The sequence below is a fragment of the Dickeya lacustris genome (assembly GCF_029635795.1).
Lineage (GTDB): Bacteria > Pseudomonadota > Gammaproteobacteria > Enterobacterales > Enterobacteriaceae > Dickeya > Dickeya lacustris.
Map to the genome: position 1 here is coordinate 13,780 of NZ_CP114280.1, position 24,586 is coordinate 38,365.

The 24,586-nt window shown below is 57.1% G+C and carries 19 protein-coding genes; 12 read left to right on the forward strand and 7 right to left on the reverse strand.

Annotated features, from left to right (window positions below):
• Positions 1 to 62 precede the first annotated feature (62 nt).
• The gene (clsB, locus tag O1Q98_RS00070) at positions 63 to 1,277 is read right to left on the reverse strand and encodes a cardiolipin synthase ClsB (RefSeq protein WP_125259847.1); all 1,215 of its coding nucleotides are present in this window, start codon (positions 1,275 to 1,277) and stop codon (positions 63 to 65) included.
• A complete protein-coding gene (locus O1Q98_RS00075) occupies positions 1,274 to 2,044 on the reverse strand; it encodes an endonuclease/exonuclease/phosphatase family protein (protein WP_125259846.1) in 771 nt (256 codons plus the stop codon). Before O1Q98_RS00075 ends, clsB begins: the two co-directional genes overlap by 4 nt.
• A 351-nt stretch (positions 2,045 to 2,395) precedes the next feature.
• Between O1Q98_RS00075 and rhlE the strand changes: the two genes are divergently transcribed.
• The gene (gene rhlE / locus O1Q98_RS00080) at positions 2,396 to 3,793 is read left to right on the forward strand and encodes an ATP-dependent RNA helicase RhlE (RefSeq protein WP_125259845.1); all 1,398 of its coding nucleotides are present in this window, start codon (positions 2,396 to 2,398) and stop codon (positions 3,791 to 3,793) included.
• Positions 3,794 to 3,911: 118 nt separating this feature from the next.
• Here rhlE and O1Q98_RS00085 read toward each other — a convergent pair whose 3' ends face one another.
• Positions 3,912 to 4,811 carry a DMT family transporter gene (locus tag O1Q98_RS00085; protein WP_125259844.1) on the reverse strand — a complete coding sequence of 300 codons (900 nt, stop codon included), beginning with the start codon at positions 4,809 to 4,811 and terminating at the stop codon, positions 3,912 to 3,914.
• A gap of 109 nt (positions 4,812 to 4,920) precedes the next feature.
• On the opposite strand from O1Q98_RS00085, the gene O1Q98_RS00090 reads away from it, so the two are divergent.
• The gene (locus tag O1Q98_RS00090; protein WP_125259843.1) at positions 4,921 to 5,811 is read left to right on the forward strand and encodes a helix-turn-helix transcriptional regulator; all 891 of its coding nucleotides are present in this window, start codon (positions 4,921 to 4,923) and stop codon (positions 5,809 to 5,811) included.
• Here the strand turns inward: O1Q98_RS00090 and pepT are convergent.
• Positions 5,803 to 7,056 carry a peptidase T gene (gene pepT / locus O1Q98_RS00095; protein WP_125259842.1) on the reverse strand — a complete coding sequence of 418 codons (1,254 nt, stop codon included), beginning with the start codon at positions 7,054 to 7,056 and terminating at the stop codon, positions 5,803 to 5,805. The two genes, O1Q98_RS00090 and pepT, sit on opposite strands and share 9 nt — an antisense overlap.
• A gap of 223 nt (positions 7,057 to 7,279) precedes the next feature.
• Here pepT and O1Q98_RS00100 point away from each other — a divergent pair, with 223 nt between their 5' ends.
• From O1Q98_RS00100 to pbpG, 5 genes are all read left to right on the forward strand, one after another.
• Positions 7,280 to 8,863, forward strand: a complete 1,584-nt coding sequence (locus tag O1Q98_RS00100; protein ID WP_416232420.1) for an ABC transporter substrate-binding protein — start codon at positions 7,280 to 7,282, stop codon at positions 8,861 to 8,863.
• A 147-nt stretch (positions 8,864 to 9,010) separates the two neighbouring features.
• The gene (dusC, locus tag O1Q98_RS00105; protein WP_125259873.1) at positions 9,011 to 9,943 is read left to right on the forward strand and encodes a tRNA dihydrouridine(16) synthase DusC; all 933 of its coding nucleotides are present in this window, start codon (positions 9,011 to 9,013) and stop codon (positions 9,941 to 9,943) included.
• Between the two features lie 30 nt (positions 9,944 to 9,973).
• The gene (locus tag O1Q98_RS00110; protein ID WP_125259872.1) at positions 9,974 to 10,402 is read left to right on the forward strand and encodes a VOC family protein; all 429 of its coding nucleotides are present in this window, start codon (positions 9,974 to 9,976) and stop codon (positions 10,400 to 10,402) included.
• 756 nt (positions 10,403 to 11,158) lie between these two features.
• Positions 11,159 to 11,698, forward strand: a complete 540-nt coding sequence (cyaB, locus tag O1Q98_RS00115) for a class IV adenylate cyclase (RefSeq protein WP_125259841.1) — start codon at positions 11,159 to 11,161, stop codon at positions 11,696 to 11,698.
• Positions 11,699 to 11,877: 179 nt separating this feature from the next.
• The gene (gene pbpG, locus O1Q98_RS00120; RefSeq protein ID WP_125259840.1) at positions 11,878 to 12,798 is read left to right on the forward strand and encodes a D-alanyl-D-alanine endopeptidase; all 921 of its coding nucleotides are present in this window, start codon (positions 11,878 to 11,880) and stop codon (positions 12,796 to 12,798) included.
• Between the two features lie 101 nt (positions 12,799 to 12,899).
• On the opposite strand, the gene O1Q98_RS00125 is transcribed toward pbpG, so the two are convergent.
• Both O1Q98_RS00125 and O1Q98_RS00130 read right to left on the reverse strand, forming a co-directional pair.
• Positions 12,900 to 13,586, reverse strand: a complete 687-nt coding sequence (locus tag O1Q98_RS00125; protein WP_125259839.1) for a glutathione S-transferase family protein — start codon at positions 13,584 to 13,586, stop codon at positions 12,900 to 12,902.
• A gap of 67 nt (positions 13,587 to 13,653) precedes the next feature.
• Positions 13,654 to 14,430, reverse strand: coding sequence for a DeoR/GlpR family DNA-binding transcription regulator (locus O1Q98_RS00130; RefSeq protein WP_125259838.1), 777 nt, complete (start codon positions 14,428 to 14,430; stop codon positions 13,654 to 13,656).
• Positions 14,431 to 14,827: 397 nt separating this feature from the next.
• On the opposite strand from O1Q98_RS00130, the gene O1Q98_RS00135 reads away from it, so the two are divergent.
• Both O1Q98_RS00135 and bglX read left to right on the forward strand, forming a co-directional pair.
• Positions 14,828 to 16,165 (forward strand): aspartate aminotransferase family protein, encoded by a 1,338-nt coding sequence (locus O1Q98_RS00135; protein WP_125259837.1) that lies wholly within the window; start codon positions 14,828 to 14,830, stop codon positions 16,163 to 16,165.
• 297 nt (positions 16,166 to 16,462) lie between these two features.
• Positions 16,463 to 18,796: a beta-glucosidase BglX gene (bglX, locus tag O1Q98_RS00140; RefSeq protein WP_125259836.1), complete on the forward strand. Its 2,334-nt coding sequence runs from the start codon at positions 16,463 to 16,465 to the stop codon at positions 18,794 to 18,796.
• Between the two features lie 116 nt (positions 18,797 to 18,912).
• On the opposite strand, the gene O1Q98_RS00145 is transcribed toward bglX, so the two are convergent.
• The gene (locus tag O1Q98_RS00145) at positions 18,913 to 19,035 is read right to left on the reverse strand and encodes a hypothetical protein (RefSeq protein ID WP_416232419.1); all 123 of its coding nucleotides are present in this window, start codon (positions 19,033 to 19,035) and stop codon (positions 18,913 to 18,915) included.
• Between the two features lie 240 nt (positions 19,036 to 19,275).
• Here O1Q98_RS00145 and dinG point away from each other — a divergent pair, with 240 nt between their 5' ends.
• From dinG to O1Q98_RS00160, 3 genes are all read left to right on the forward strand, one after another.
• On the forward strand, positions 19,276 to 21,396 hold the full coding sequence (gene dinG / locus O1Q98_RS00150; RefSeq protein ID WP_125259835.1) for an ATP-dependent DNA helicase DinG: 2,121 nt from the start codon (positions 19,276 to 19,278) through the stop codon (positions 21,394 to 21,396).
• A gap of 74 nt (positions 21,397 to 21,470) precedes the next feature.
• Positions 21,471 to 22,442 (forward strand): DNA-binding protein YbiB, encoded by a 972-nt coding sequence (gene ybiB, locus O1Q98_RS00155; protein WP_125259834.1) that lies wholly within the window; start codon positions 21,471 to 21,473, stop codon positions 22,440 to 22,442.
• A gap of 144 nt (positions 22,443 to 22,586) precedes the next feature.
• A complete protein-coding gene (locus O1Q98_RS00160) occupies positions 22,587 to 24,467 on the forward strand; it encodes a M3 family metallopeptidase (RefSeq protein ID WP_125259833.1) in 1,881 nt (626 codons plus the stop codon).
• Positions 24,468 to 24,586: the final 119 nt, after the last annotated feature.

Below are 24,586 nucleotides of genomic sequence, written 5' to 3' on the forward strand. Positions count from 1 at the left end.
TCGTCTTCCAACAGGGCCTGATGGCCCTGTTTTCGTTGATAGGCCGCGTCACGCGATGAGCGTTATTCGCGCTCCTCGGGTTTAATGTGCCTGTCGGATTTAATGCGCATAAGCGTTGGGCGATGGGCGGGAAGCCAGCCCACCAGCGATGGAAAGCGTTTAAGAAAATGGAACACCAGCACATTTTTTAGCACTTGCCAGTAGGTGCGTTTGGGTAGGGCCGATGGCACAACGCGTACCGAGTGTTGTTCAATCAGTGTGCAGAGATGGCCACGCAGCTGCTGATTAAATGTGCGGTCATGAATCACCAGATTGGCTTCCAGATTCAGCGCCAGACTCAGCGGGTCAAGGTTGCTTGAACCGATGGTTGCCCAGTAGTCATCCTGTAGCGCGACTTTGCTGTGCAGCGGCTGGCGACGAAACTCATAAATTTCTACCCCGGCCTTCACCAGCCACGGGTAAAGCAAACGGGCCCCGACCAAGACAATCGGCATATCGGGCTGCCCCTGAATCACCAGTTGCACGCGTACGCCGCGTCTGGCGGCGTTGCGCATCGCGCGCAACAATCGGTAGCCGGGGAAGAAATAGGCGTTAGCGATCATGACGTTGCGTTGTGCCCGGCGTAGCATCTGCACATAGTGTCGCTCGATATCACGCCGGTGCTGGCCATTGTCACGCCAGATGAAGAGCGCTTGCGCATTGCCTGGGTGTGGATTACGCGCCGGGCGGCGAAAGCGCTGTCGCCAACCGCCGCGTGACTCCTCATCATGCGCCAGTGCAGCCAGCACAAAGCGGTTGATGTCATCCACCACCGGGCCGCGTATTTTAATGGCATAGTCTTGCATCGCCTGTGGGCCGTAATCGCTGTGGTGTTCATCGCAATAGTTGATGCCGCCCACCCAGGCGGTTTCGCCGTCAATGACCACGATTTTACGGTGCAGCCGCCGAAACAGATTGGTTCGCATCAAGCCAAACAGCGGCTTGCGCGGGTCATAAAAGTGAACCCGCACGCCTGCATTAACCAGTGCGTTGAGAAACGGTGCCGATAACTCATGTGAGCCGTAGCCATCAGCGGTGACATCGATACTCACGCCGCGCCGTGCGGCGGCTATCAGCGCTGATTGCAACGCATAACCGACGCGGTCTTCGCACCAGATGAAGGTTTCCAGCACCACCCGGGTGTGCGCATGGGCAATGGCGCTAAAGACGCTTGGGTAGAACTCGTCGCCATTGACCAATAATTCAATCTGATTGCCGTCACGCCAACCGGTTTTCATAAATGCACCTCGACGGCCAGCGGCGCATGAGCCGACAAGTGCTGCCACGGCGCATGCGGCAGTAGCGTCGGGACACGGGGGTAGGCATTACGCACGTAGATGCGATCCAGGCAGAGCAGCGGAAAACGCGCGGGAAAGGTGCGGGCCGGTTTGCCGAAATGCGCGCTGAAAACCTCTGTTAATCCGGCGCGCTGATGCAGCATGGCGCTGGCTTTGCCCTGCCAGTCATTAAAGTCTCCGGCGACGATCAGCGGCGCGTGTGCTGGCAGGGTGTCGATAAAATCACACAATAGCCGCAACTGCTGGTGGCGATGCGATGCGCCGGGCCCAAGATGAACGCACACCACATGCAGATAGATCTCCTGATTCGGGACTTTGACAATACAATGCAACAGGCCGCGTTGGTCGTGGGCGACCTCTGCCGTATCAAGATGGTGATAACTGAAGATAGGAAAGTGCGACAGCACCGCATTGCCGTGCTCGCCTTGCGGATAGATGACATTGCGGCCATAAGCCTCATCGTTCCATAGCGTTTGTGCCAAAAATTCGTAGTGTGATGTATCCGGCCAGTTTTCTACCTGCAAGGGATGGGTCGCGTGGCGTCCCGGCGCGTCTTGCAAACAGATAATATCCGCGCACACCGAGCGCACGGCCTCACGCAGTTCCGGCAGGATAAAGCGACGGTTCAGCGTGCTAAATCCCCGGTGGGTGTTGATGGTCAGTACAGTAAAAGAAAACGCCGATGACGGTGGCAAGACAGTATCCATAGCGCTCCCTCGTAGCCAGATGACGCAGTTTTCAGTGTAGCTGTTGATAGGAAAAACGCAGTGCGCGTCTGTGGCGTGCCTGAACTGACATGATTTAACGGGTTGATATCCATCACAAACCGGTTTTTTCGCCAACAATTCTGACGATAAGCGCAGAGGATAGATAAAAATTCCTCGAACAGTTGGTTTTCTGTTAGAATCGCGCGCAGTCACGCACCGTAGTTTGTGCCCATTCATGCGGGTTTATCGTTGCCAGGTGCAAACCTCAGCGTCGCGCCAAACCCATCTGTTGTCACCCTAAAAACTGCACCGGCCAAGGTCGGGTAGGGTGGTTCTGGAGTTGTTCTCTTTATGTCTTTTGAATCTCTCGGCCTGAGTGCCGATATTTTGCGTGCGGTAGACGAGCAAGGTTATCGCGAGCCTACCCCTGTTCAGCATCAGGCGATTCCGGTGGTACTGGCGGGGCGCGATCTGATGGCCAGCGCTCAGACCGGTACGGGTAAAACTGCCGGGTTTACTCTGCCACTGCTGCAATTACTGAGCCAGTCGCCTGCGCAGGCGAAGGGTCGCCGTCCGGTACGTGCGCTGATTTTGACGCCGACGCGTGAGCTGGCTGCGCAGATTGGCGAGAACGTGCAGGCTTACAGCAAATATCTGCGCTTGCGCTCGCTGGTGGTATTTGGCGGTGTGAGCATCAATCCGCAGATGATGAAACTGCGCGGCGGGGTCGATATTCTTATCGCGACGCCGGGGCGGTTGCTGGATTTGGAACACCAAAACGCCGTCGATTTATCCCACGTAGAGATCCTGGTGCTGGATGAAGCCGACAGAATGCTGGACATGGGCTTCATTCACGATATTCGTCGGGTGTTGTCAAAGCTGCCAGCCAAACGGCAAAACCTGATGTTCTCCGCCACCTTCTCTGATGAAATCAAAGCGCTTGCCAACTCGTTGCTCAATAACCCGGCTTCGGTCGAGGTGGTGCGCCGTAATACGCCGTCTGAGCTGGTGACGCAGCATGTCCATTTGGTGGATAAGAAACGTAAGCGCGAGCTGTTGTCACACCTGATTGGCCAGCAAAACTGGCAACAGGTGCTGGTGTTTACCCGCACCAAACATGGCGCGAACCATTTGGCCGAGCAGTTGAATAAAGACGGTATTACCGCTGCGGCTATTCACGGCAATAAAAGCCAAGGGGCGCGCACCCGCGCGCTGGCAGACTTTAAAGCGGGCGACATTCGCGTGCTGGTGGCAACGGATATTGCTGCCCGTGGGCTGGATATCGACCAGTTGCCGCACGTGGTGAACTATGAGTTGCCTAACGTGCCGGAAGATTATGTCCACCGTATTGGCCGTACCGGTCGTGCCGCGTCTACCGGTGAAGCGCTGTCGCTGGTGTGTGTCGATGAGCACAAATTGCTGCGTGATATCGAACGGCTGTTAAAGCGTGAGATTCCGCGTATTGCGATAGCGGGCTATGAGCCAGACCCGAGCATAAAAGCCGAGCCTATCCAGAATGGGCGTCAGGGCGGGCGCGGCGGTGCGGGACGTCAGGGCGAGCGCGCATCGGGCGGGCGGTCATCAGGCTCGCGTTCGCAGGGGGGGCGTGAGCGTGATGGGGCGACGTCTCGTCCAGCGGGCGATCGCAGTGCGCCGCGCCGCGATACCGGGGCGAAACCGGCAGGCCAGCGCCCGCAAGGGCAGGCGGCCCGGCGTCGTCCACCGCGTAAACCGGCTACTAACGCCTGATTTGCGCGGCCCATGCCCGCCGCTTGTGCGGGCGTGGGCCCTCTTGCGCTGTTTTCCTTCGCGTTTTTTTCTTCTCTTTCGCCTCTTTTTTCCCGGCAGCGGTGGCCTCGCCCTATTTTTAGCGTTGCAAAACGATGGGCGCGGTGCGTTCGCGTGGGCGATAGAACATCACCGCATTACCCAGCAGGATAAGCACCATCCCGATAATTGCATTCGTATGCCACTGATAGCCTTCATAAACCGTTGAGACAGACAGCGCCACCAGCGGAAACAGCAGGGTTGCATACGCCGCCTGACTGGCACCGATGCGCCCGACCAGCGCGAAATAGGCGCCAAAGCCGATAACCGAGCCAAACAGTGACAGGTAAAATAGCGAGCCGAGATAGTGCCGCGAGAATTCCGGCATAAAGCGATAGCCCAGCAACGCGGCAAGGCCGCCCATGACCAGCGCGCTATAGAGCATGCCCCAGGCATTGGTGGTCATGATATCGCGGCCCTGCCGCTGATGCTGGGTGCTTATCATGTTGCCGAGTGAGAAGCCGTAGGTGCCCAGTAAACTTAAGCCAATGCCCCAGAGCTGCTGCGGGTGGCTATCCATATTCAGCAAGTCACGCCAGAACAGTAACACCATGCCCGAGAGACCCAGCGGCGCGGCCAGCATGACGTTTCGCGTCAGACGCGTGGCGAAAAACAGGCGGCTGTTGAGCGCGTTAAACAGCACCGCCATGGAAAAAATCACCGACTCCAGCCCGCTTGGAATAAAAGCGACCGCGTGATAAAAACACCAAAAGTTGATGCCAAAGACGGTGATGCCTTGCGCCAGACACAACAGGTGCGCCCGCACGCTCAATGGGCGCAGACGCCCGGTGAATATCAAAAACGCCATCAGTAATGACGAGGCGATGGCAAAGCGCCAGAAAATAGAAACCTCAGCGGCGATGCTGCCTTGCTGTAGGCTGATAGCAATCCAGGTGGTGCCCCAAATCAGCACCACGGCGCAATAAAGCACGATGTTCATTTTTATCCTCCCGATAGCATTCTGACCTGACTATAACCGGGCGTGATGGGCTATGCTGTCAACATTTTGCGGTGAATAACAGAATCTTGCGGTTTTTGAGGGAGCGGGGATGAAATCAGCGAGCGTCAACCACTACGAGGCATTTGAAGCCTTACAGCACTACAAAACCCGGCTGGAGCAGACGGTGACGCTGGACAATCAGGTGCAACTGGCGCTGTGGCAGAATGCGCACGATCGCGTCACGCTGGAAAACACGCGCCACCACACGCTGAGTATGTATGTGCAAGAGGGGTATGAGAGTTATCACAAGCGGCCTGATGGCTGGTTTAACGGCGGCGCTCCGGGGCGCTTTTGCCTGATGCCGCAGCAAAGTCAGTCAACCTGGGATATTCGCGGGCACCTGCGGTTTGTGCATTTTTACTGTACCGACCAGCATCTGCGCCATCTGGCGGAGCAAACCTGGGATCGCAGCCCGTCATCGCTGTGCCTGGATGAGCGTATTTTTGTCTCCGACCCGGCGCTACAGGCGCTGTATCAGCATTTCTTGCTCGGTAGCGACTGGGCAGACCCGGCCAGCCAACTGTTGCTCAGTTCCACCTCAACGCTGGTGATGCTGCATTTGTTGCGTCACTACAGTCAACCGCATTGGCAGGCTCCCGTCAGCCGGGGCGGTCTGGCTCCGGCGGTGCTGCAACGGGTCAAGGCATTGATTGAAGATCACCTGGCTGACGGGTTGACGCTGGCGGCACTGGCGGCAGAGGCTGGGTTGAGCGAATTCCATTTCGCGCGGATGTTCCAGCATAGCGAAGGCGTCAGCCCGCATCAGTATGTGATGGCGCGGCGACTGGCGCAGGCGAAACAGTGGTTATGCCACAGCCCGCGCTCTATTACCGAGATAGCGCTGGGCTGTGGATTCAGCTCCTCCAGCCATTTTAGCCAGCGTTTTCGCGCGCACTATGGCATGACCCCATCGGCACTGCGCCGCCAGCACCTAGGCTGAGTGGTTGGCCGCCGACGTCTGTGCGGCCAGCAGGCACAGCGTGTACGCCACCTGATACGATTTTACGAACGAAGGCAGCGGCAAGAACTCAAACCGGGAGTGGAAGTTATGCGCGCCGGTGAAAAAATTCGGCGTAAAAATCCCCTTGGCTGACAGCGCTGCGCCATCGGTACCGCCGCGCATCGCAATGACTTTTGCGGGAATGCCTAACTGGTTCATGGCGTGAAACAGCAAATCCAGCGCGCGCCGGTCTTTGCCCAGGGCGTTGCTGATATTGCTGTAAATATCCACGATGTGGTGGCTGACGGCACCGCGAGGGTAGCGCTGCGCGATGGTGTGCGCCGCTTGCGCTATCTGCTGTTTGCGCTGCGCCAAGCCATTCAGGTCGAAATCGCGAATCGACGCTTTCAGTACCGCTTCGTTGGCGTTGGCGTGGATATCGTTAAACCAGATGTAACCTTCCCGTCCCTCGGTCTGTTCCGGGGTGTGCTGGCGGTCAAACAGGCTGATAAAGTCGTGCGCCATAAGCAGCGGGTTCACCAGCACGCCTTTGGCCGACATCGGGTGCGCGGTAACGCCGGTAAAACGGATTTCCGCCGCCGCCGCATTAAAATTCTCATACACCACTTCGCCGAGTTCACAGCAATCAATGGTGTAGGCGAAATCAACCGCAAAACGCGCCAGATCGAGCGCTTTGGCACCCCGCAGGCCAATCTCTTCATCGGGTACGAACGCCACCGCAATATCCCCGTGCGGCTGGCCATCGCGCAGGTTTTCCAGCAACGTCATCACCACGCTGACGGCGGCTTTGTTATCCGCGCCCAATACGCTGGTGCCATCGCTAAACAAAATCTCTTGCCCCAGATAGGGCAGGATCTCCGGGTGCTCGCTCACCCGCAGCCAGATGTCCTGCTGTGGGTTCAGGCACAGATCGTCGCCGGTAAAGCGCAATATTTGCGGGTGAATCTGTGCCGATAAGCCGACATCAACCGTGTCAATGTGGGCGATAAAACCAATACGCGGTGCGCCGGGCGTGTTGCCGGGAAGCAGGGCGGTGACGATAGCCTGCTCATCAACCTGAACCTGACTGAGCCCCAGCGCACGTAGCTCCTGCGCCAGCAATTGCGCCATTTCCCCTTGTCCCGGCGTGCTGGGTAAGGTGGTCGCGCTCGCCTCGCTCTGGCTGGTGACGGCCAGATAGCGCGAGAAACGGTGGGTCAACTGGCGTTCCAGGTTATTGCTCATAGCCGATCCTTATTAGTAAACCGAGTGGAACATTCGGTATTGTTTCTGAAAGACATATTTTTGAATGACATCTTTCTAAAAGATAGGTTTCTAAAAAATAGGTTTCTGGCGTAAATGTTGCTAAATCAAACCCATCATGCCGTTTTACGCAGCCAACGCGACAGAAGTCAATAAAAGTCACTAAAAAGTGAGGAGAGGGATGAAGCACACCATGCAACACCACATGATACGCAGCGCGCTTGCTGGCCTGATGCTGGCCGCCAGTGCGCTGGCCTCGGCCAATACGCTGGTTTACTGCTCGGAAGGTTCGCCGGAAAACTTTAACCCGCAGCTCTACACTTCCGGCACCAGCGTCGATGCCAGCGCGGTACCGGTCTATAATCGACTGGTGGATTTTCACGTCGGCACCACGGATCTGGTGCCCAGCCTGGCCGAGCGTTGGGAAATCAGCCCGGATGGAACGCAATATACCTTTCACCTGCGCCGGGGGGTGAAATTCCACCACAATGCCCAATTTACCCCCAGCCGCGATTTCAATGCCGATGATGTCATCTTCTCGTTTCAGCGCCAGCGTGACCTGAATCACCCGTACCATAACGTGTCCGGCGGCACCTACGCCAACTTTGAAAGCCTGGCGCTACGCAGCCTGATCACCGCTATCGACCGGGTGGACGATAACACGGTGCGCTTTACTCTGAGCCACGCCGAGTCGCCTTTCCTGGCCGATCTCGCCTGGTATTTCGCCTCGGTGCTGTCAGCGGAATATGCCGAGAAGATGCTCAAGGCCGGTACGCCAGAGAAGGTCGATTTGGAACCCATCGGCACCGGGCCTTTCCAGTTAGTGCAATATCAAAAAGATGCGCGCATTTTGTATCAGGCGTTTCCGGCATATTGGCAAGGTAAGGCCCCTATTGACCGGCTGGTCTTTAGCATTACGCCGGATGCGTCGGTGCGTTATGCCAAACTGCGCAAGAACGAGTGTCAGGTGATGCCGTTCCCAAATCCGGCAGAACTGGCGGAGATGAAAACTAACCCGGATGTGACGCTGATGCACAAAGCCGGTTTGAATATCGGTTTTTTGGCGTTTAACACCCAAAAAGCGCCGTTTGATAACCTGAAGGTGCGCCAGGCATTGATGCTGGCCATTAATAAACCGGCCATCATTGACGCGGTATTTCAGGGCACCGGCACCGTGGCGAAAAACCTGCTGCCGCCCGGTGTGTGGAGTGCGGCCAACGATCTGAACGACACCCCATACGACCCGCAGAAAGCCAAAGCGTTACTGCAAGAGGCCGGGTGGGTGGCCGGTACCGCAGTGGATTTGTGGGCCATGCCGGTGCAACGGCCCTATAACCCGAATGCCCGGCGCATGGCGGAGATGATTCAGGCGGATTGGGCGAAGGTCGGGGTAAAGGCCAATATCGTCAGTTATGAGTGGGGCGAATACCTCAAGCGGGTGAAAGCGGGTGAGCATCAGGCGGCATTAATGGGCTGGACGACCGCCACCGGCGACCCGGACAACTTTTTCGGCCCGCTATTTACCTGTGCGGCCGCCAACGGCGGGTCTAATTCGGCCAAATGGTGCTATGCGCCGTTTGACCGGTTAATCAGCACGGCTCGGGCCGAGTCGGATAAGCAAAAACGCACCGAGTTATATCGTCAGGCGCAAGTGATAATGCAAGAGCAGGCTCCGGCGGTGATGATAGCCCATTCGACCATTTTTGAGCCGGTGCGCACCTCGGTACGGGGTTATGAGATAGACCCGTTCGGCAAACACATTTTCTATCCGGTGACGCTGGCGCAGTAAGCCTGCCTGCGGGCACGGCAATGATTGCGTCACAGTAAAGATTGCGTGCCGCCGGGCTGCACCAGTATATTGCCCGCCTTTACCCGCCAGCGTCACATGCCGTGACGCTGGCGGCGGTTTGCGGTATCTGTGGAATGTGAGTAAGTGATGCGCGTGTTATTGGCCCCGATGGAGGGCGTCCTGGATTCACTGGTGCGCGAACTGCTCACCGAGGTGAATGACTACGATCTGTGTATTACCGAGTTTTTGCGGGTGGTGGATAGCCGCCTGCCGGTGAAGGCGTTCTACCGGTTGTGCCCGGAATTGCGTCACGGCAGTCGCACGCCATCAGGCACGCCGGTGCGGGTGCAACTGCTCGGGCAACATCCCCAATGGCTGGCGGAGAACGCCGAGCGCGCGGTTGAGCTTGGCTCGTGGGGGGTGGATTTGAACTGCGGCTGCCCGTCGAAAATGGTCAATGGCAGCGGCGGCGGCGCGACGCTGTTAAAAGACCCGGATTTAATCTACCGTGCCGCCAAAGCGATGCGAGAAGCGGTGCCCGCTGCCTTGCCTGTCACCGTAAAGGTGCGGCTGGGCTGGGACTCGCCGGCCGCACAGTTTGAGATTGCCGATGCGGTGCAGCAGGCCGGGGCCAGCGAGCTGGTAGTGCATGGCCGTACCAAAGAAGATGGCTACCGGGCGGATAAGATTAACTGGGCGGCAATTGGCGAGATTCGGGCGCGGCTGCGCATCCCGGTGATTGCCAACGGTGAAATTTGGGACTGGGCCAGTGCGCAGGCGTGTCTGGCGGCAACCGGTTGTGATGCGGTGATGATAGGTCGCGGCGCACTGAATGTGCCGAATTTAAGCCGGGTGATTAAATACCGCGAAGCGCGCATGGCATGGACTGAGGTGGTCACGCTACTGCAGCGCTACGTGCGGCTGGAAAAACAGGGCGATACCGGCTTGTATCACGTGGCGCGCATCAAACAGTGGCTGGGGTATTTGCGTAAAGAATATGACGAGGCCAGCGAGCTGTTTAGCCAGGTTCGCGCACTCAATACATCGGCACAGATAGCACAGGTTATCGATGCCGCGTAGCGGCAGGGTATGGCGCAAGAGTCAGCCAACATGTTATCCGGTTTTAATCATCTGACGCTTTCCGTACGCGATTTATCGCGCAGCCTGGCGTTTTACCAGCAATTACTGGGGTTTGAGCTACAGGCGCACTGGGAGAACGGGGCGTATCTGTCGTTACCCGGGCTGTGGTTATGCCTGTCACAGGAGTCTATGCGAGGTGAGATTAGCGCTGGCTATACCCATTATGCCTTGAGTATTGATGCCGGGGCGTTTGCGCCATTTTGCCAGCGCCTGCGTGAGGCGGGCGTCACACAATGGAAAGATAATCGCAGCGAAGGAGAATCGTTCTATTTTCTTGACCCGGATGGCCATCAGCTTGAAATCCACGTGGGTGATTTAGCCTCGCGGCTGGATGCCTGCCGGAGCAATCCGTATGCAGAAATGAAGATTCATCAAAGAGATCAAAAAGATAACTTTTGAATAACCTGCTTTTCCGCCAGGCCACCGCCAGTAAATGGCATGAAAGAAAGTGTTACAACAATCTCCGTATCCTGTGGGCACAATAACATCTTGCAGATTGAATTATTACGCTTTCATATCTATACATGATTAGCGAAACCAAATGGTTTCGCTGATAATAATGCCCCCAAGTATGACTATTACGGGTATATACACTAAATAATTCGCGTTGCAGGAAGGCGGCGACGCAGTGAATCCCCAGGAGCTGACTTAAGTCAGTGACAGGGGTGAACGAGGAAAGCCAACGCACCTGCAACGTGAAGTATGACGGGTATAGTCTGTCTTGATGCGTTATCATCATGATGACGAAGCGACGGTAAATCCATCGCGATCAAATTGTTGGGTGAGGAATATATGGCGGTTTTGTTAAATCGGTTATTTTTCTCCTGCGTGGCATCGACGAGCCATGTTTTTTATTACACGTTTTTCTGGGGTACAGGCCGATGAAATAACGGCATGTGTCACCTGTTTTTTTATTGTCTGTTCTTTTATTGCCAATTGTGTACCACACTGGTGAATGTAAAACGAAACAGGAATGATTATCTCTACCCACATATTTATATCGCCCCAAGAGGCGGTAGATTGGTGCGTAACGGTGCCGCTATGGGGATAAAGATTACGCCTGTCTGCGTGTTGCAAGAACAGATGCCGGAAAGTCACATCGGCCTGATGTATCGCCCGGGCGGGTGTCAGTAAGCCGATAAACGGAGAGAAAACGTGCATCAGAATTTCAGAGGAAAATATGAAGTTGAATTAAAATTTCGTATTCAGGATATTGTTTCCTTCCGTGAAAGTTTATTTAGTCACCATCCTGAGTCTTTTGTATTTGAAAATAAGGAACATGATATTTATTACGATGCGGCGGATAAATCGCTGGCCCGAAAAAATATCAGTATGTTTTTACGCCGAATGGCGCCCTCGGGTATCAATCTCTGGATAGTTAAAGGCCCCAGTATGCGACGTCGGGAGACGGTAAATGTCGAGTCGTTTGATATGACCGATAGTATGCTGCGGACATTAGGTTTCCAGCCAATATTTGAAGTGAATAAGACTCGCAGTATCTATTTTCTTGAGCGCTTTCACATTACGCTCGACTATATTGCGTCGCTGGGTCATTTCGTGGAAATTTCCTGCATGACGGAAGATGAGGCAGAGCTGGATATACTGGGCGAGCGTTGTACCGACTGCGGGTTACGGTTGGGGCTGAATATGGACAATATTGAAACCCGTTCTTACCGGCAAATGCTTGGCTACTGATCGGGCGTTTGGCAGCAGCCCTGAGCGCCGTGTGAGTGAACGCGATGGCCTGGGCTGTTGGCGGATTGTCAAACTTTGTCACAAAGCTTTTTCTCGCTGTCGGATGCGCACTATTCTGGGGCGCATTATAATGCGCCGTCTGTTTTTCGTTAACCGTACAGTATTTAATCTATTGAATAATGAATAAAAAAATTCGATTTTCCCTGGCTGGACTGATGTTGCTTTCTTCGCCATTCAGCCTTCTGCCCCCGGCATTCGCCAAAACGCCCCTCACACAGCAGGCGCCTGCTCGTCAGGAAATTGCTTCCGGCAGTGCCATGGTGGTCGATTTGGGCAATGGTGAGGTGCTCTATTCCACGAATCCTGATGTGGTCGTGCCGATTGCGTCGGTGACGAAACTGATGACCGCGATGGTCGTGTTGGATGCCAATCAGCCGCTGGATGAGCGGATCTCGGTCGATATCAGCCAGACCAAAGAGATGAAAGGGATATATTCACGCGTGCGTTTGGGCAGTGAGATCAGCCGTCATGACATGCTGCTGCTCGCCTTGATGTCATCGGAAAACCGTGCGGCCGCCAGTCTGGCCCATCACTATCGCGGCGGCTATGCGGCGTTTATTGCGGCGATGAATGCCAAGGCGAAGGCGCTGGGGATGGCTCACACCCGTTATGTGGAACCGACCGGCTTATCGACCAGTAATGTCTCCACCGCGCGGGATTTAACCAAATTGCTGATAGCCTCGCGCCAGTACCCGCTGTTGAGCCAACTGAGTACCACGCAGGAGAAAACGGCGACCTTCACCCATCCGGTTTACAGTGAGCCGTTTCGCAATACCAACCACTTAATCTATCGCTCGAACTGGAACATTCAGCTGACCAAAACCGGCTTTACCAATCAGGCCGGGCACTGTCTGGTGATGCGCACGGTGATTAAGGGCAGGCCGGTGGCGCTGGTGGTGCTGGATGCCTTTGGCAAGTTCACCCATTTTGCTGACGCCAACCGGCTGCGCAACTGGCTGGAAACCGGCAAAATCAGCCCGGTGCCTGAAGCCGCGCTCAGTTATAAACGCGAAAAAGCGTTGTCGTCGCGCCAGTCCTGAATCGTTGTGGGCAGGCCGGGGGCAACCCCGGCCTGTGCTGTCATTGATGACCACCGATGACCACTGATAACCATCAATGATGGCTGATGATGGCGGCGCGGTTAGGATACCGCGCGTAAATCGGCGGTGATCACGCCAGATGTGGATACGTCTTCCTCGTGGGCCGCTTCGCGCCAGGTTTCTGCCAGCGCGGCCTGATACCAGTTTTGCATTGCAGGCATCGCCAGCAGATGGCGCGCATAAGCCGCAGCGGGTTCCGTCAGCGGTAAGCCATAAGTTTGTGCGCGGAACACCACCGGTGCGAAGAACGCATCAACCGCGCTGAAGGATGCACCCGCCAGAAACGGCCCGCCAAACCGCGTTAACCCTTCCTGCCACAGTTGATTGATGCGTTCAATATCATGCGCCAGCGCCGGGCTCACGCTATGCAGTTGTACGCGCACGCCGCAGCTCATGCCGCACTGGTTACGCAACGCATGGAAACCGGAGTGCATTTCCGCAGTCGCGCTGCGTGCCCAGGCTCGGGCCGTTTTGTCTTGCGGCCAGACGGCGGGATAGGTTTCAGCGAGGTACTCGGTAATCGCCAGCGAGTCCCAGACTCGTATCGTGCCATCGACCAGGCAGGGCACTTTCGCCGTAGGCGAGAACGCCTTAAACGCCGTTTGCTCGACGCCCGCTGCAAACGGCGTCAGCACCTCTGCAAAGGGAATATCCAGCGCGTGCAGGAGCAGCCACGGGCGCAGCGACCAGGATGAGTAGTTTTTGTTGGCGATATAAAGCTGATACATATTTTCCTCCACAATCAGATACACACGGTTCTGTGTAGCATGAAATCACCCGTCAAGGTTAGCCCGCTTATGCCAATAAAACCTGCCCGCAGATAGCCTGTAGCGCCGGAAAATCGGCATTATCGGCGCTCTGCGCATCGGTTATCAGCAGGTCGATATCGCCGGGCGCGGCATAAATCACCCGGCTGGTGATACCGATTTTGCTGTTGTCCGCCAGCACAATGCGCTGTCTGGCTGCGCGCGCCATCGCCCCGGCAATCGCCGCCTCATGGTGTGAAAAACTGCTGGCACCCGACTGGCTGGCGATACCCACAGGGGAGAGCAGCGCGACATCGGCGCGATAGCGCTGAATGTCCGCGACGGTCAGTGCGCCACAGGTGGCTTGTAACGCAGGCCCCATCTGGCCGCCCAGCAGGATAACGTCGTGGGCGGGGAAAACATCGCTTTCGGGCGGGGTGAGGGTTAACGCCACGTGCAGGCTGTTGGTAATGATGGTCAATCCCGTCAGGGGCAGCAGCGCCTCAGCCAATAATGTGGTGGTGCTGCCCGCATCAATGAACAGCGTCTGGCCTGCGCGCAATTGCTGGGTGGCGCACCGCGCGATGGCGCGTTTCTCCGTTTCCCTGACGGCATGGCGCACGGCCAGCGGCGGCTCCGGCTGCGGGGCTGTCGCCACGATACCGCCGTGTACCCGCCGTAGCGCCCCCTGCGCTTCCAGTTTCAGGATATCGCGCCGCACCGTTTCCCGAGACACGTTCAGATGTTGAATGATCTGCTCGGTACTGACCCGGTTCAGGGTAGAAAGCAGTTGGCGAATACGGTGCAGGCGAGTTTCTTCAAGCATGTGGCGGATATCTCCAGAAAGGGGGCGGTTGAGTATAGCAGTTGCCACATCGATAGCGCTGTGGTTGGCGTATGTGGCCCGTCGGCAGGCGCTGTAATAACCGCTATTGTGCATTTTTGTGTTTTTAGTGCAAGCGGAACGCATCCCTGGCAGCAATGCAAATCTCAGACCGGTTTTGACAATCTCGCCCTGATTTTTCGTGCAACTGTGCGTATTCCCCCTAGCTGGTTAACCGTATTGTTGTCAGTGCGCTGTGGCAAGGAGAGATAATTTAAAGTTGCTGTTTTTTGTATTTGTGTATTTTGTTGCTTTTAGTGTAGGCTGATTTTATCGGGGGCGGCAACAGCGTCACGTCGCCATTATGTATCGGGCTGTTTTACCTTCATCTGGAGTCATCATGGCGACACGCTCAACCATTATGGATACCAACAGTTTTCGCGCTGAACACGCCGCCGCGCTCACGCAAGAGATCCGCACACTCACGGATAAACGCAGCAAAGTGCTGGGGGATTCTTATCGGCTGTTTTACCGCAACCCGGTGCATCTGGTGCGCGGCGAGCGCCAGTATTTGTGGGATGCGGCGGGAAACCAGTATCTGGATGTGTACAACAATGTCGCCAGCATTGGCCACTGCCATCCGGCGGTGATAGCCGCCGTGCATGAGCAGATGGGGCAGCTCAACACCCACACCCGCTACCTGCATGAGCACATTCTCAATTACACCGAAGATTTGCTCACGACGGTGCCGTCACAAATCACCAAAGCGATGTACATGTGTACCGGCTCGGAGGCTAACGATCTGGCGATTCGTGTGGCGCGGGCGTACAGCGGCGGCACCGGCATCATCGTCACCCGCGAGGCCTATCACGGCACCAGCGAGCTGACCTCTGGCGCGTCACCGGCACTGGGCAGCGGCCAGCCAATCGCCGCCACCACCCGTCTGGTGCCTGCGCCTGACCGCTATCGCGTCGATGCGCCGGATTTGGGGGCCTGGTTTGCCGCCGAGATTCAAAAACAGATTGATGACATGGCGGCGCAGGGCATTAAGTTTGCCGGTTTTCTGGCCGACTCGATTTTCTCTTCTGATGGTGTGCTGCCAGGCCCGGCCGGTTATCTGCAAGCGGCGATAGACGTGGTTCACGCCAACGGCGGAATTTTTATCGCCGATGAAGTCCAGCCGGGCTTTGGCCGCACCGGTGAGGCATTCTGGGGCTTTGCCCGTCACGGTATCGTGCCGGACGTCATCACGATGGGCAAACCGATGGGCAACGGCATCCCGGTGTCGGCGCTGCTGGCGCGCCCGGAAGTGCTGGCGGCCTTCAGTGATGAAATTCCCTATTTCAATACTTTTGGCGGCAACCCGGTTGCGATGGCGGCGGCACAGGCGGTGCTTAATGTCATCCGCGAGGAGCAATTACAGGCGCATAGCCAGGTCGTCGGGGCGCAGTTGCTCAATGAGCTGTCAGGCTTAAAAGCGCGCCATGCCAGTGTTGGCGATGTGCGCGGGGCCGGGCTGTTTATCGGTTTCGAACTGGTGAGTGACCGCGACAGTAAAACGCCCGATAAAACGCTGGCGCTGAATGTGATTGAGCACCTGCGGGAGCAGCGGGTGCTGACCTCGGTAGCCGGGCCTCACGGTAACGTGCTGAAGTTACGCCCGACGCTGGCTTTTCAGGCGCACGACATCGACTGGCTGGTCGGCGCGCTCGATAAAGCGCTGACCGCGCTGGCTTAACGTCGGCAACTGTGCGCGGCGGCCCCGTCGCGCACGTTTTCGCGCTACCGCGCCGATTTTTTCATCTGCGATTGCACTTGCGATTGCACTTGCGATGGCGTTGACACGCCGCCTGTCGGCGATGCTGCCAGGGCAACCTCACACTCTGGTGCGCTGACATCACACTGTCAGCGGGAAAATGCGTGATAGTGATGTTGTGGCTACGGGTTTTGTGGCACATTAGCCGCCTTGTCTTATCACTACAGGCAGAGCGCCGCCTGCTGGCTGGCGTCTGCATACAGGGATTTACCACCACCAATGAAATGCCTTACATCACTGGCGATTACGGTTGGTTTTGCCTGCAATCCGCTTTGGGCGCAAACCGCAGCCGTCACCACGTCCGTCGCCCCTTCGACCCATGCCGCCGCGCAGAGCGCCTCGGCATCATCACAGCGTGATGCGTTCGTTAATGACTTAATGAAGAAAATGACGCTGGACGAAAAAATCGGGCAGTTACGCCTGATTAGCGTCGGCCCGGATAACCCGAAACATGCCGTGCGCGAGATGATAAAAGACGGTCAGGTCGGCGGGATTTTTAACACCGTTACCCGTCAGGACATCCGCGTGATGCAAGATCAGGTCATGCAACTCAGCCGCCTGAAAATTCCGTTGTTTTTTGCTTACGACGTGGTGCATGGCCAGCGCACCGTATTTCCTATCGGGCTTGGGTTAGCCTCAAGCTGGGATATGAATGCGGTGGCAACCGCTGCGCGCGTGGCGGCCTATGAAGCCACGGAAGATGGCCTGAACATGACCTGGGCACCGATGGTGGATATCACCCGTGACCCGCGTTGGGGCAGGGTGTCGGAAGGGTTTGGTGAAGATACCTATCTGACCAGCGAAATTGCCCGCGTCACGGTGAAAGGGTTTCAGGGCGATGACCTGACCGCGCGCCACTCGCTGATGACCAGCGTCAAGCACTACGCGCTGTATGGTGCCGCCGAAGGTGGCCGTGATTACAACACCGTAGACATGAGCCCGCAGCGCATGTTTCAGGATTACATGCCGCCGTATAAGGCTGCCATTGATGCGGGCAGTTACGGCGTGATGGCGTCGCTCAACTCGATTAACGGCGTCCCGGCGACGGCAAACCGCTGGTTGCTTAAAGACGTGCTGCGCGATCAGTGGGGCTTTAAAGGCATTACCATCAGCGATCACGGCGCTATCAAAGAGCTTATCAAACACGGTGTCGCCGCTGACCCGAGCGATGCCTCGCGCATTGCCGTGCAGTCCGGTATCGGCATGAGCATGAGCGATGAGTATTTTGTGCGTTATCTGCCGGATTTGGTAAAACGCGGTCAGGTCAGCATGAAAGATATCGATGATGCCTGCCGTCAGGTGCTGAACATGAAATACGATATGGGGCTATTTGCAGACCCGTATCGTCACCTCGGCGCGGCCAATACCGACCCGGTGGACACCAACGCCGAAAGCCGCCTGCACCGTGACGACGCGCGCGATGTGGCGCGCCGCAGTCTGGTGCTGCTGAAAAACCGTTTGAATATTTTACCGTTGGCGAAATCCGGCACCATTGCGGTGGTCGGCCCGCTGGCCGACAGCAAACGCGATGTGATTGGCAGTTGGTCAGCCGCCGGGCGTCCGGCGCAGGCGGTAACGGTGTATGAGGGCATTCGCAAAGCGCTGGGCTATAACGCGCGTGTCTATTACGCCAAAGGCTCGAACGTCACCAATCATCCGGGGCTTATCAAATTCCTTAACGAATACGATGAATCCGTGGTGGTCGATCCGCGACCGGCGCAGGCGATGATCGACGAAGCGGTCGAAGTAGCGAAAAAATCTGACGTGGTGATTGCGGTCGTCGGCGAATCGCAGGGCATGGCGCATGAAGCCTCAAGCCGCGCCAAAATCACGCTGCCGCCGGAGCAAAAAGCGCTGATCGCGGCATTAAAAGCCACCGGCAAGCCGCTGGTGCTGGTGCTGATGAACGGTCGCCCGCTGGATTTAAGCTACGAAGATCAGCAGGCCAATGCGGTGCTGGAAACCTGGTTTAGCGGCACCGAGGGGGGCAATGCGATTGCCGATGTGCTGTTTGGCGATTACAACCCGTCAGGCAAACTGCCAATGACCTTCCCGCGCTCAGTCGGGCAGATCCCGTTGTATTACAATTCGTTACCGACCGGTCGCCCCTATTCGGCCGAGGCACCCAATAAATACACCTCGCACTATTTTGATGAGGCGAACGGGCCGCTGTATCCATTCGGTTACGGCCTGAGCTACACCACGTTTGAGGTCTCCCCGGTGGCGTTGTCATCGGCGACCATGAAGCGTAACGGCAGCGTGCAGGCCTCGGTAACGGTGACGAACACCGGCAAGCGAGCAGGTGAAACCGTGGTGCAGCTCTACCTGCATGACGTTGTTGCGTCGGTGAGCCGCCCGATAAAAGAGCTGCGCGGCTTCCAGAAAGTGATGTTGCAGCCGGGCGAGCGCAAGACGGTGAGCTTTACCATCACGCCGGAGGCGCTGAAGTTCTATAACGCCCAGATGCAACAGGTGGTCGAACCCGGCAAGTTTGATGTGATGATAGGGCTGGATTCCCAGCGCGTTCAGACCGGCAGCTTTACGCTGTTGTGATGGAGAGATAAAGCGCAGGCAATCCGCCTGCGTTGTTGGGTAAACCGGCGGCCAGGTGCTGCCGGTTTTTTTTCGTCAGCGGTCGCGTGGCTCTCGGCGCGGCGCGTTATCGCGCGTTAGCCGCCGTGGACGATAATGATGTAGCCGACCAGCATCACCCCGCCAATGCTGCCCAGCGCACACAGGGCAAACAGGCTGATAATACCGGTTTTTTTTATCCCCATCTTTTTGATATTCATCGGGTAATCCTTTTATTCAGGCCGGATGGCGGTGGCCTACCGGGTAGGGCGCAAACCGCCAGCGTTGACGTTGCAATGATAACGTGCGGCGATTATAGAGTCTCCGACACGGGATACAAGTCAATACGCCGGTGCCAGACCTTCGACGTGATGTTGTGACAGTGTCACTTAAAGCCGGCGGCTGACGCCGTCGCCGGTCTGTGTGACAATACTCGCCGGACAGACTGACAGTGAGATGGCATGACCCTTACCCCCGCATTAAAGCAGCAGATAGGCCAGTGGTATAAAGCGTTGCAACAGCAAATTCCCGATTTCGTCTCCCGCGCGCCGCAGCGCCAGATGATTGCCGAGGTCGCCAAAGCGCTGGCGGGCGATTACCCGCGCCATCTGGCGATTGAAGCGCCGACGGGCGTGGGCAAAACCTTGTCTTACCTGATTCCGGGCATTGCTATCGGGCGGGCGGAGCTGAAAACGCTGGTGGTCAGCACCGCGAACGTGGCGCTGCAAGACCAGATTTTTAATAAAGATTTACCCCTGCTACGCCAGTTTATTCCTGATTTGACCTTTACCGCCGCCTTTGGCCGCAGGCGTTACGTTTGTCCGCGCAACCTGGCCGCATTAGCTTGCGATGCCCCGGAGCAGGGCGCGCTGCTGCTGTTTATGGAAGAGATGCAGACCTCAAGTGCCGACGATCGCCGCACCTGCGAGCGTTTACAGCAGACGCTGCATAGCGGCAGTTGGGATGGCCTGCGCGATCACAGTCAGGAGTCGGTTAGCGATAGGCTCTGGCAACAACTCAGTACCGATAAGGCCAACTGTCTGGCGCGCAACTGCCCTTATTACCGCGAATGTCCGTTCTTTCTGGCGCGTCGCGAAATCGAAGACGCCGATGTGGTGGTGACGAACCATGCGCTGGTGATGGCAGCGATGGAGAGTGATTCGGTGCTGCCTGCGGCGAAAAACATGCTACTGGTGCTCGATGAAGGCCACCATGTGCCGGATGTGGCGCGCGATGCGTTAGAGATGTCAGGCGAGGTCAGCGTCAATGCGGTGCAATACCAACTGGATAACCTGATACAACAGGTCGGTTTTTGTCTGGCGCAGTTTCCGCCCAAATCGCCGCCGCGTTTGATGCAGCCCGACCGCTTAGGCGAGCAGTGCGGCGAGGTGCGGGCGCAATTGCAGGCCTTTGAGCGCCTGAGCAGCCTGTTTCTGCCCGCCAGTCAGCCGGATGCGGATTACCGTTTCCCGATGGGGGTGTTGCCTGACGAGATGCGCGAATGTTGCCAGCAACTGGCCAAACTGAGCGACAGCCTGCGCGGGCTGGCGGAGTACCTGCTAAACGATTTGGCGGAGAAAACCGGCAAGCATGATATGGCGAAGCTGCACCAGGCGATGCTGCGCATCAGTCGGCTCAATGGCTATTGGGAGGCGCAAAGCCACTTATGGCGACTGGCGGCGCTGGAGAAATCCTCCAATGCGCCGGTGTCAAAATGGCTGGTGCGCGAACGGCGCGATAACCAGTTGCATCTCTATTTGCATTGCGCCGGTATTCGGGTGTGCGACCAGCTTGACCGTTTACTGTGGCGCAACCTGTCGCATGTGGTGCTGACGTCAGCGACGCTGCGCTCGCTCAACAGTTTTGCCCGTTTAAAAGAGCTCTCCGGGCTGGATGAAGATGAGGGCGATACCTTTATCGCGCTCGACTCGCCGTTTAATCACCAGCAGCAGGGCAAGCTGGTTATCCCGCAGATGCGCTATGAGCCGCTGTTGGCTGATGAGGCGCAGCACATTGCCGAAATGGCGCGCTTTTTTCGCGCCGAGCTACAGCGGGAGGTGCATAAAGGCCTGTTGGTGCTGTTTGCCAGCCAGCGGGCGATGCAGCAGTTCTTAAGTGAGGTGCCCGATTTGCGCCTGATGTTGCTGGTGCAGGGGGATAAACCGCGTTACCGGCTGGTGGAGTTGCACCGCCAGCGGGTAGAGCAGGGCCAAACCAGCGTGCTGGTGGGGTTACAATCCTTCGCCGAAGGGCTTGATCTCAAGGGTGAACTGCTCTCACAGGTGCACATCCACAAGATAGCGTTTCCGCCGGTAGACAGCCCGGTCATCCTCACCGAAGGCGAATGGCTGAAAAGCCACAAACGCCATCCGTTTGTGGTGCAAAGCCTGCCAAGCGCCTCGTTTAACCTGATTCAGCAGGTCGGGCGGTTAATTCGCAGCCACGATTGCTTTGGCGAAATCGTCATTTATGACCGCCGCTTGCTGACCAAAGGTTATGGCGCACAACTGCTGGCGGCCCTGCCGGTGTTCCCGATAGAACAGCGCGCCATGCCGGGTGATGGCGAGGCGTCTTTTCCCTGACAAATCACCATGATGCCCTTATGATGATGGCTGCTGTTGCCTGTTAACTTTTGCCTTACCCGTGAGAGCACACCATGGATTACACCCGAATCATCAAAGAGGTTGGTCGCGGCAAAAATCATGCGCGCGATTTGAGTCAAGACACGGCATACCAGTTGTATAGGCAGATGCTCAATGAGAGGGTGCCGGAGCTGGAACTGGGCGGGTTGCTCATCGCCTTTCGCATTAAAGGCGAGTCAGAGGCTGAAATGCGCGGTTTTTATCAGGCGATGCGCGAGCAAACGCTGCCACTGCGCCCGCCGTCACAACGCCCGTTACCGGTGGTGATCCCAAGCTACAACGGGGCGCGCAAGCAGGCGAATTTAACGCCGCTGCTGGCATTGTTGCTGCATAAACTGGGGCTGCCGGTGGTCGTACACGGTGTGCGCCATGACCCGAGCCGGGTGACGACGTTTGAGATTTTATCGCTGCTTGGCGTGCCGTGCGCGCAAGATGCCGACAGCGCACAACAGGCGCTGGATCAGCATCAGCCGGTTTTTTTGCCGATAGACGTGCTGTGCCCGCCGATGGCCCGGCAACTCGATTTACGCTGGCGTATGGGGGTGCGTAACAGCGCCCATACGCTGGCAAAGCTGGCAACACCGTTTGATGACGCGGCGGCGCTGCGCCTTGCCAGCGTGTCGCACCCGGAGTATATCGGGCGCGTTGGCGCATTTTTTCATGATATCGGTGGCCGGGCGTTGCTGATGCAGGGCTCGGAAGGGGAAGTGTATGCCAGCGCGCAGCGCTGCCCGGAGATTCACTTTATTTATCAGCACCAGCAGCGCGTGCTGCAACCGCGTCAGGATATCGTGGTGGCGCAAGGCACGCTGGCGCAGGATAAATCGGCGCAGCAAACCGCAGACTGGACAGCCCGTTGTCTGGCAGGCGAGGTGGCCGTGCCGCAGGCCATCCGGCTGCAACTGGCCTGTTGTCTGGTCGCAGCGGGCGAAGCGCAGAGCCTCGATGAGGCGCATACTCTCCTTAATCGCCAACTGGTATCGTGAGCGGCGCTATTGTGAGAGGTGCTATTGTGAGCGGTGCTATTGTGTGTGCCTGTCGCTGAGGCTCTGTTGACGGCGACAGGACGGTATTCCCTGTCGCGGGCCGCGCATGTTGCGTGCCCGCGTGCTTTCCACCAAGGATAAATCATGTCTCATTTATCACAGCAGCAGATAGCTGACTATTTTGACGCGCTGAATCGCGATTATCTGCATGTGCATCGCAATAAAGAAACCCTGTTTTGGCAGCGTTATATGGGCACCGGCGACGAGTCTGTCGGCGAGCGTTTTACCGAAGCGGAAAGCGCCTGGAAGCGTTTTATCGCCAACCCGCAGCGGCTGGTGGAACTGCGCGCGCACCTCGCTGCGCTTGAGGCGCTGCCACCCGGTGAACAGCAGCGCGAGTTGTTACACGGCTTAAACGGCTGGTATCGCTTTTTTGATTGCAATGTGATTGAAGATGCCGAAGCGCAGGCGTTGATGGACGAAATGGTGGCGGCTGAAAACGACCTGTTTAGTCGCCGTAAACGTTATCAGCCGACGCACATCAACGAGCAGGGGGAGCGGGTGGCGGCATCGCTGGGCGAACTGTTGACCAACCAGGCCACCAACCCGAATGAAGCGGCACGGCAGAGCTCATATCAGGCATTACGCGACCTTGAGTGCTGGCTGGTTCAGCATGGTTTCCCCGAGTTGGTGAGCCTGCGTAACCGCTTTGCCCGACGCATGGGCTATCGCAATTTTTTTGACTACAAAGTCAATAAAACCGAGCGCATGACGCCGGAGCAACTGTTTGCCATTCTCGACAGCTTTGAGGCGCAAACCCGCGACGCTAACTTGCGCAGTTTACGTGAACTGGCGGCGGATAAAGGCGAGCAGGCGTTGCAGGCGTGGAACGTGCGCTATGCCAGCGCCGGTGACGTGACGCGAAAGCTTGACCCCTATCTGCCGTTTTCAGACTCGCTGACGCGCTGGGTCGAGAGTTTCAAACGCCTGCACATCAGTTTTAGCGGGGCGGAGATGCAGCTCGACTTGCTGGTGCGCCCCGGCAAATATGAAAACGGGTTTATGCACCAGCCGGTGCCGCCGTTTGTCCATGATGGTCAATGGCTGCCTGCCCAAATTAACTTCACCAGCCTGGCGCGACCCGATCAGGTCGGCAGCGGGGCTAAGGGCATCAATACGCTGTTTCATGAGGGCGGCCATGCGGCGCATTTTGCCAATATTCGCCAGAATGCGCCCTGTTTTGCCCAGGAGTTTCCGCCGACGTCGATGGCGTATGCCGAAACGCAGTCGATGTTTTGCGACAGCCTGTTGCAGGATGGCGACTGGCTGGTGCGTTATGCCCGCAATCGGCAGGGCGAGCCGATACCCGATGCGCTGATTCAGGCCGATATCGCCTGCCGTCAGCCGATGCGTGCCTTTGATGAACGCCATATCCTGCTGGTGCCTTACTTTGAGTGGCAGCTTTATAGCATGGATGATGCCGAGCGCACGCCAGAGGCGATTTTGCAGCTGGCGCGCACCGTTGAGCAGCGTATTCTCGGCATTCATGGCAGCCCGCGCCCAACTATGGCCATTCCGCATTTGCTGTCAATGGAACCGGCGTGCGCTTACCACGGTTATTTGCTGGCGATGATGGCGGTGGAGCAGACGCGCCATTTCTTCTTGCAACGCGATGGCTACCTGACGGATAACCCGGCGATAGGCCCGGACTTGATGCGCCATTACTGGCAGCCCGGCAATAGTCTGACCCATGATGAGACGCTGCGCAGCCTGACCGGTGAAGGGTTTAACCCGGACTATCTTGCCCGCGCCTGTAATTTGACGGTCGAGCAGGCCTGGCACGATGCGCAGCAGAGTATTGAGGCCGCCCGCCGCCGCCCGCAGCCAGCGGCCGATTTCCCGCTTGATGCCCGCATTCGCATTGTCGATGGCGACCAGGTATTGGCTGATAATGCGCTCGGCGATGAGCACATGTGCCAGCGCTTCGCGCAGGTGATTGAAGAAAGCTACCCCGCCAGTTCCTGACCCCACATCGGCAGACGCCACCATAATGGTGGCGTCATACCTTCTGAATATATTCTGCGGCGTTTATCAGCATTTCATATCGCTAAACCGGTACGGCTCTCTCGCGCCAGCGGTGGCCT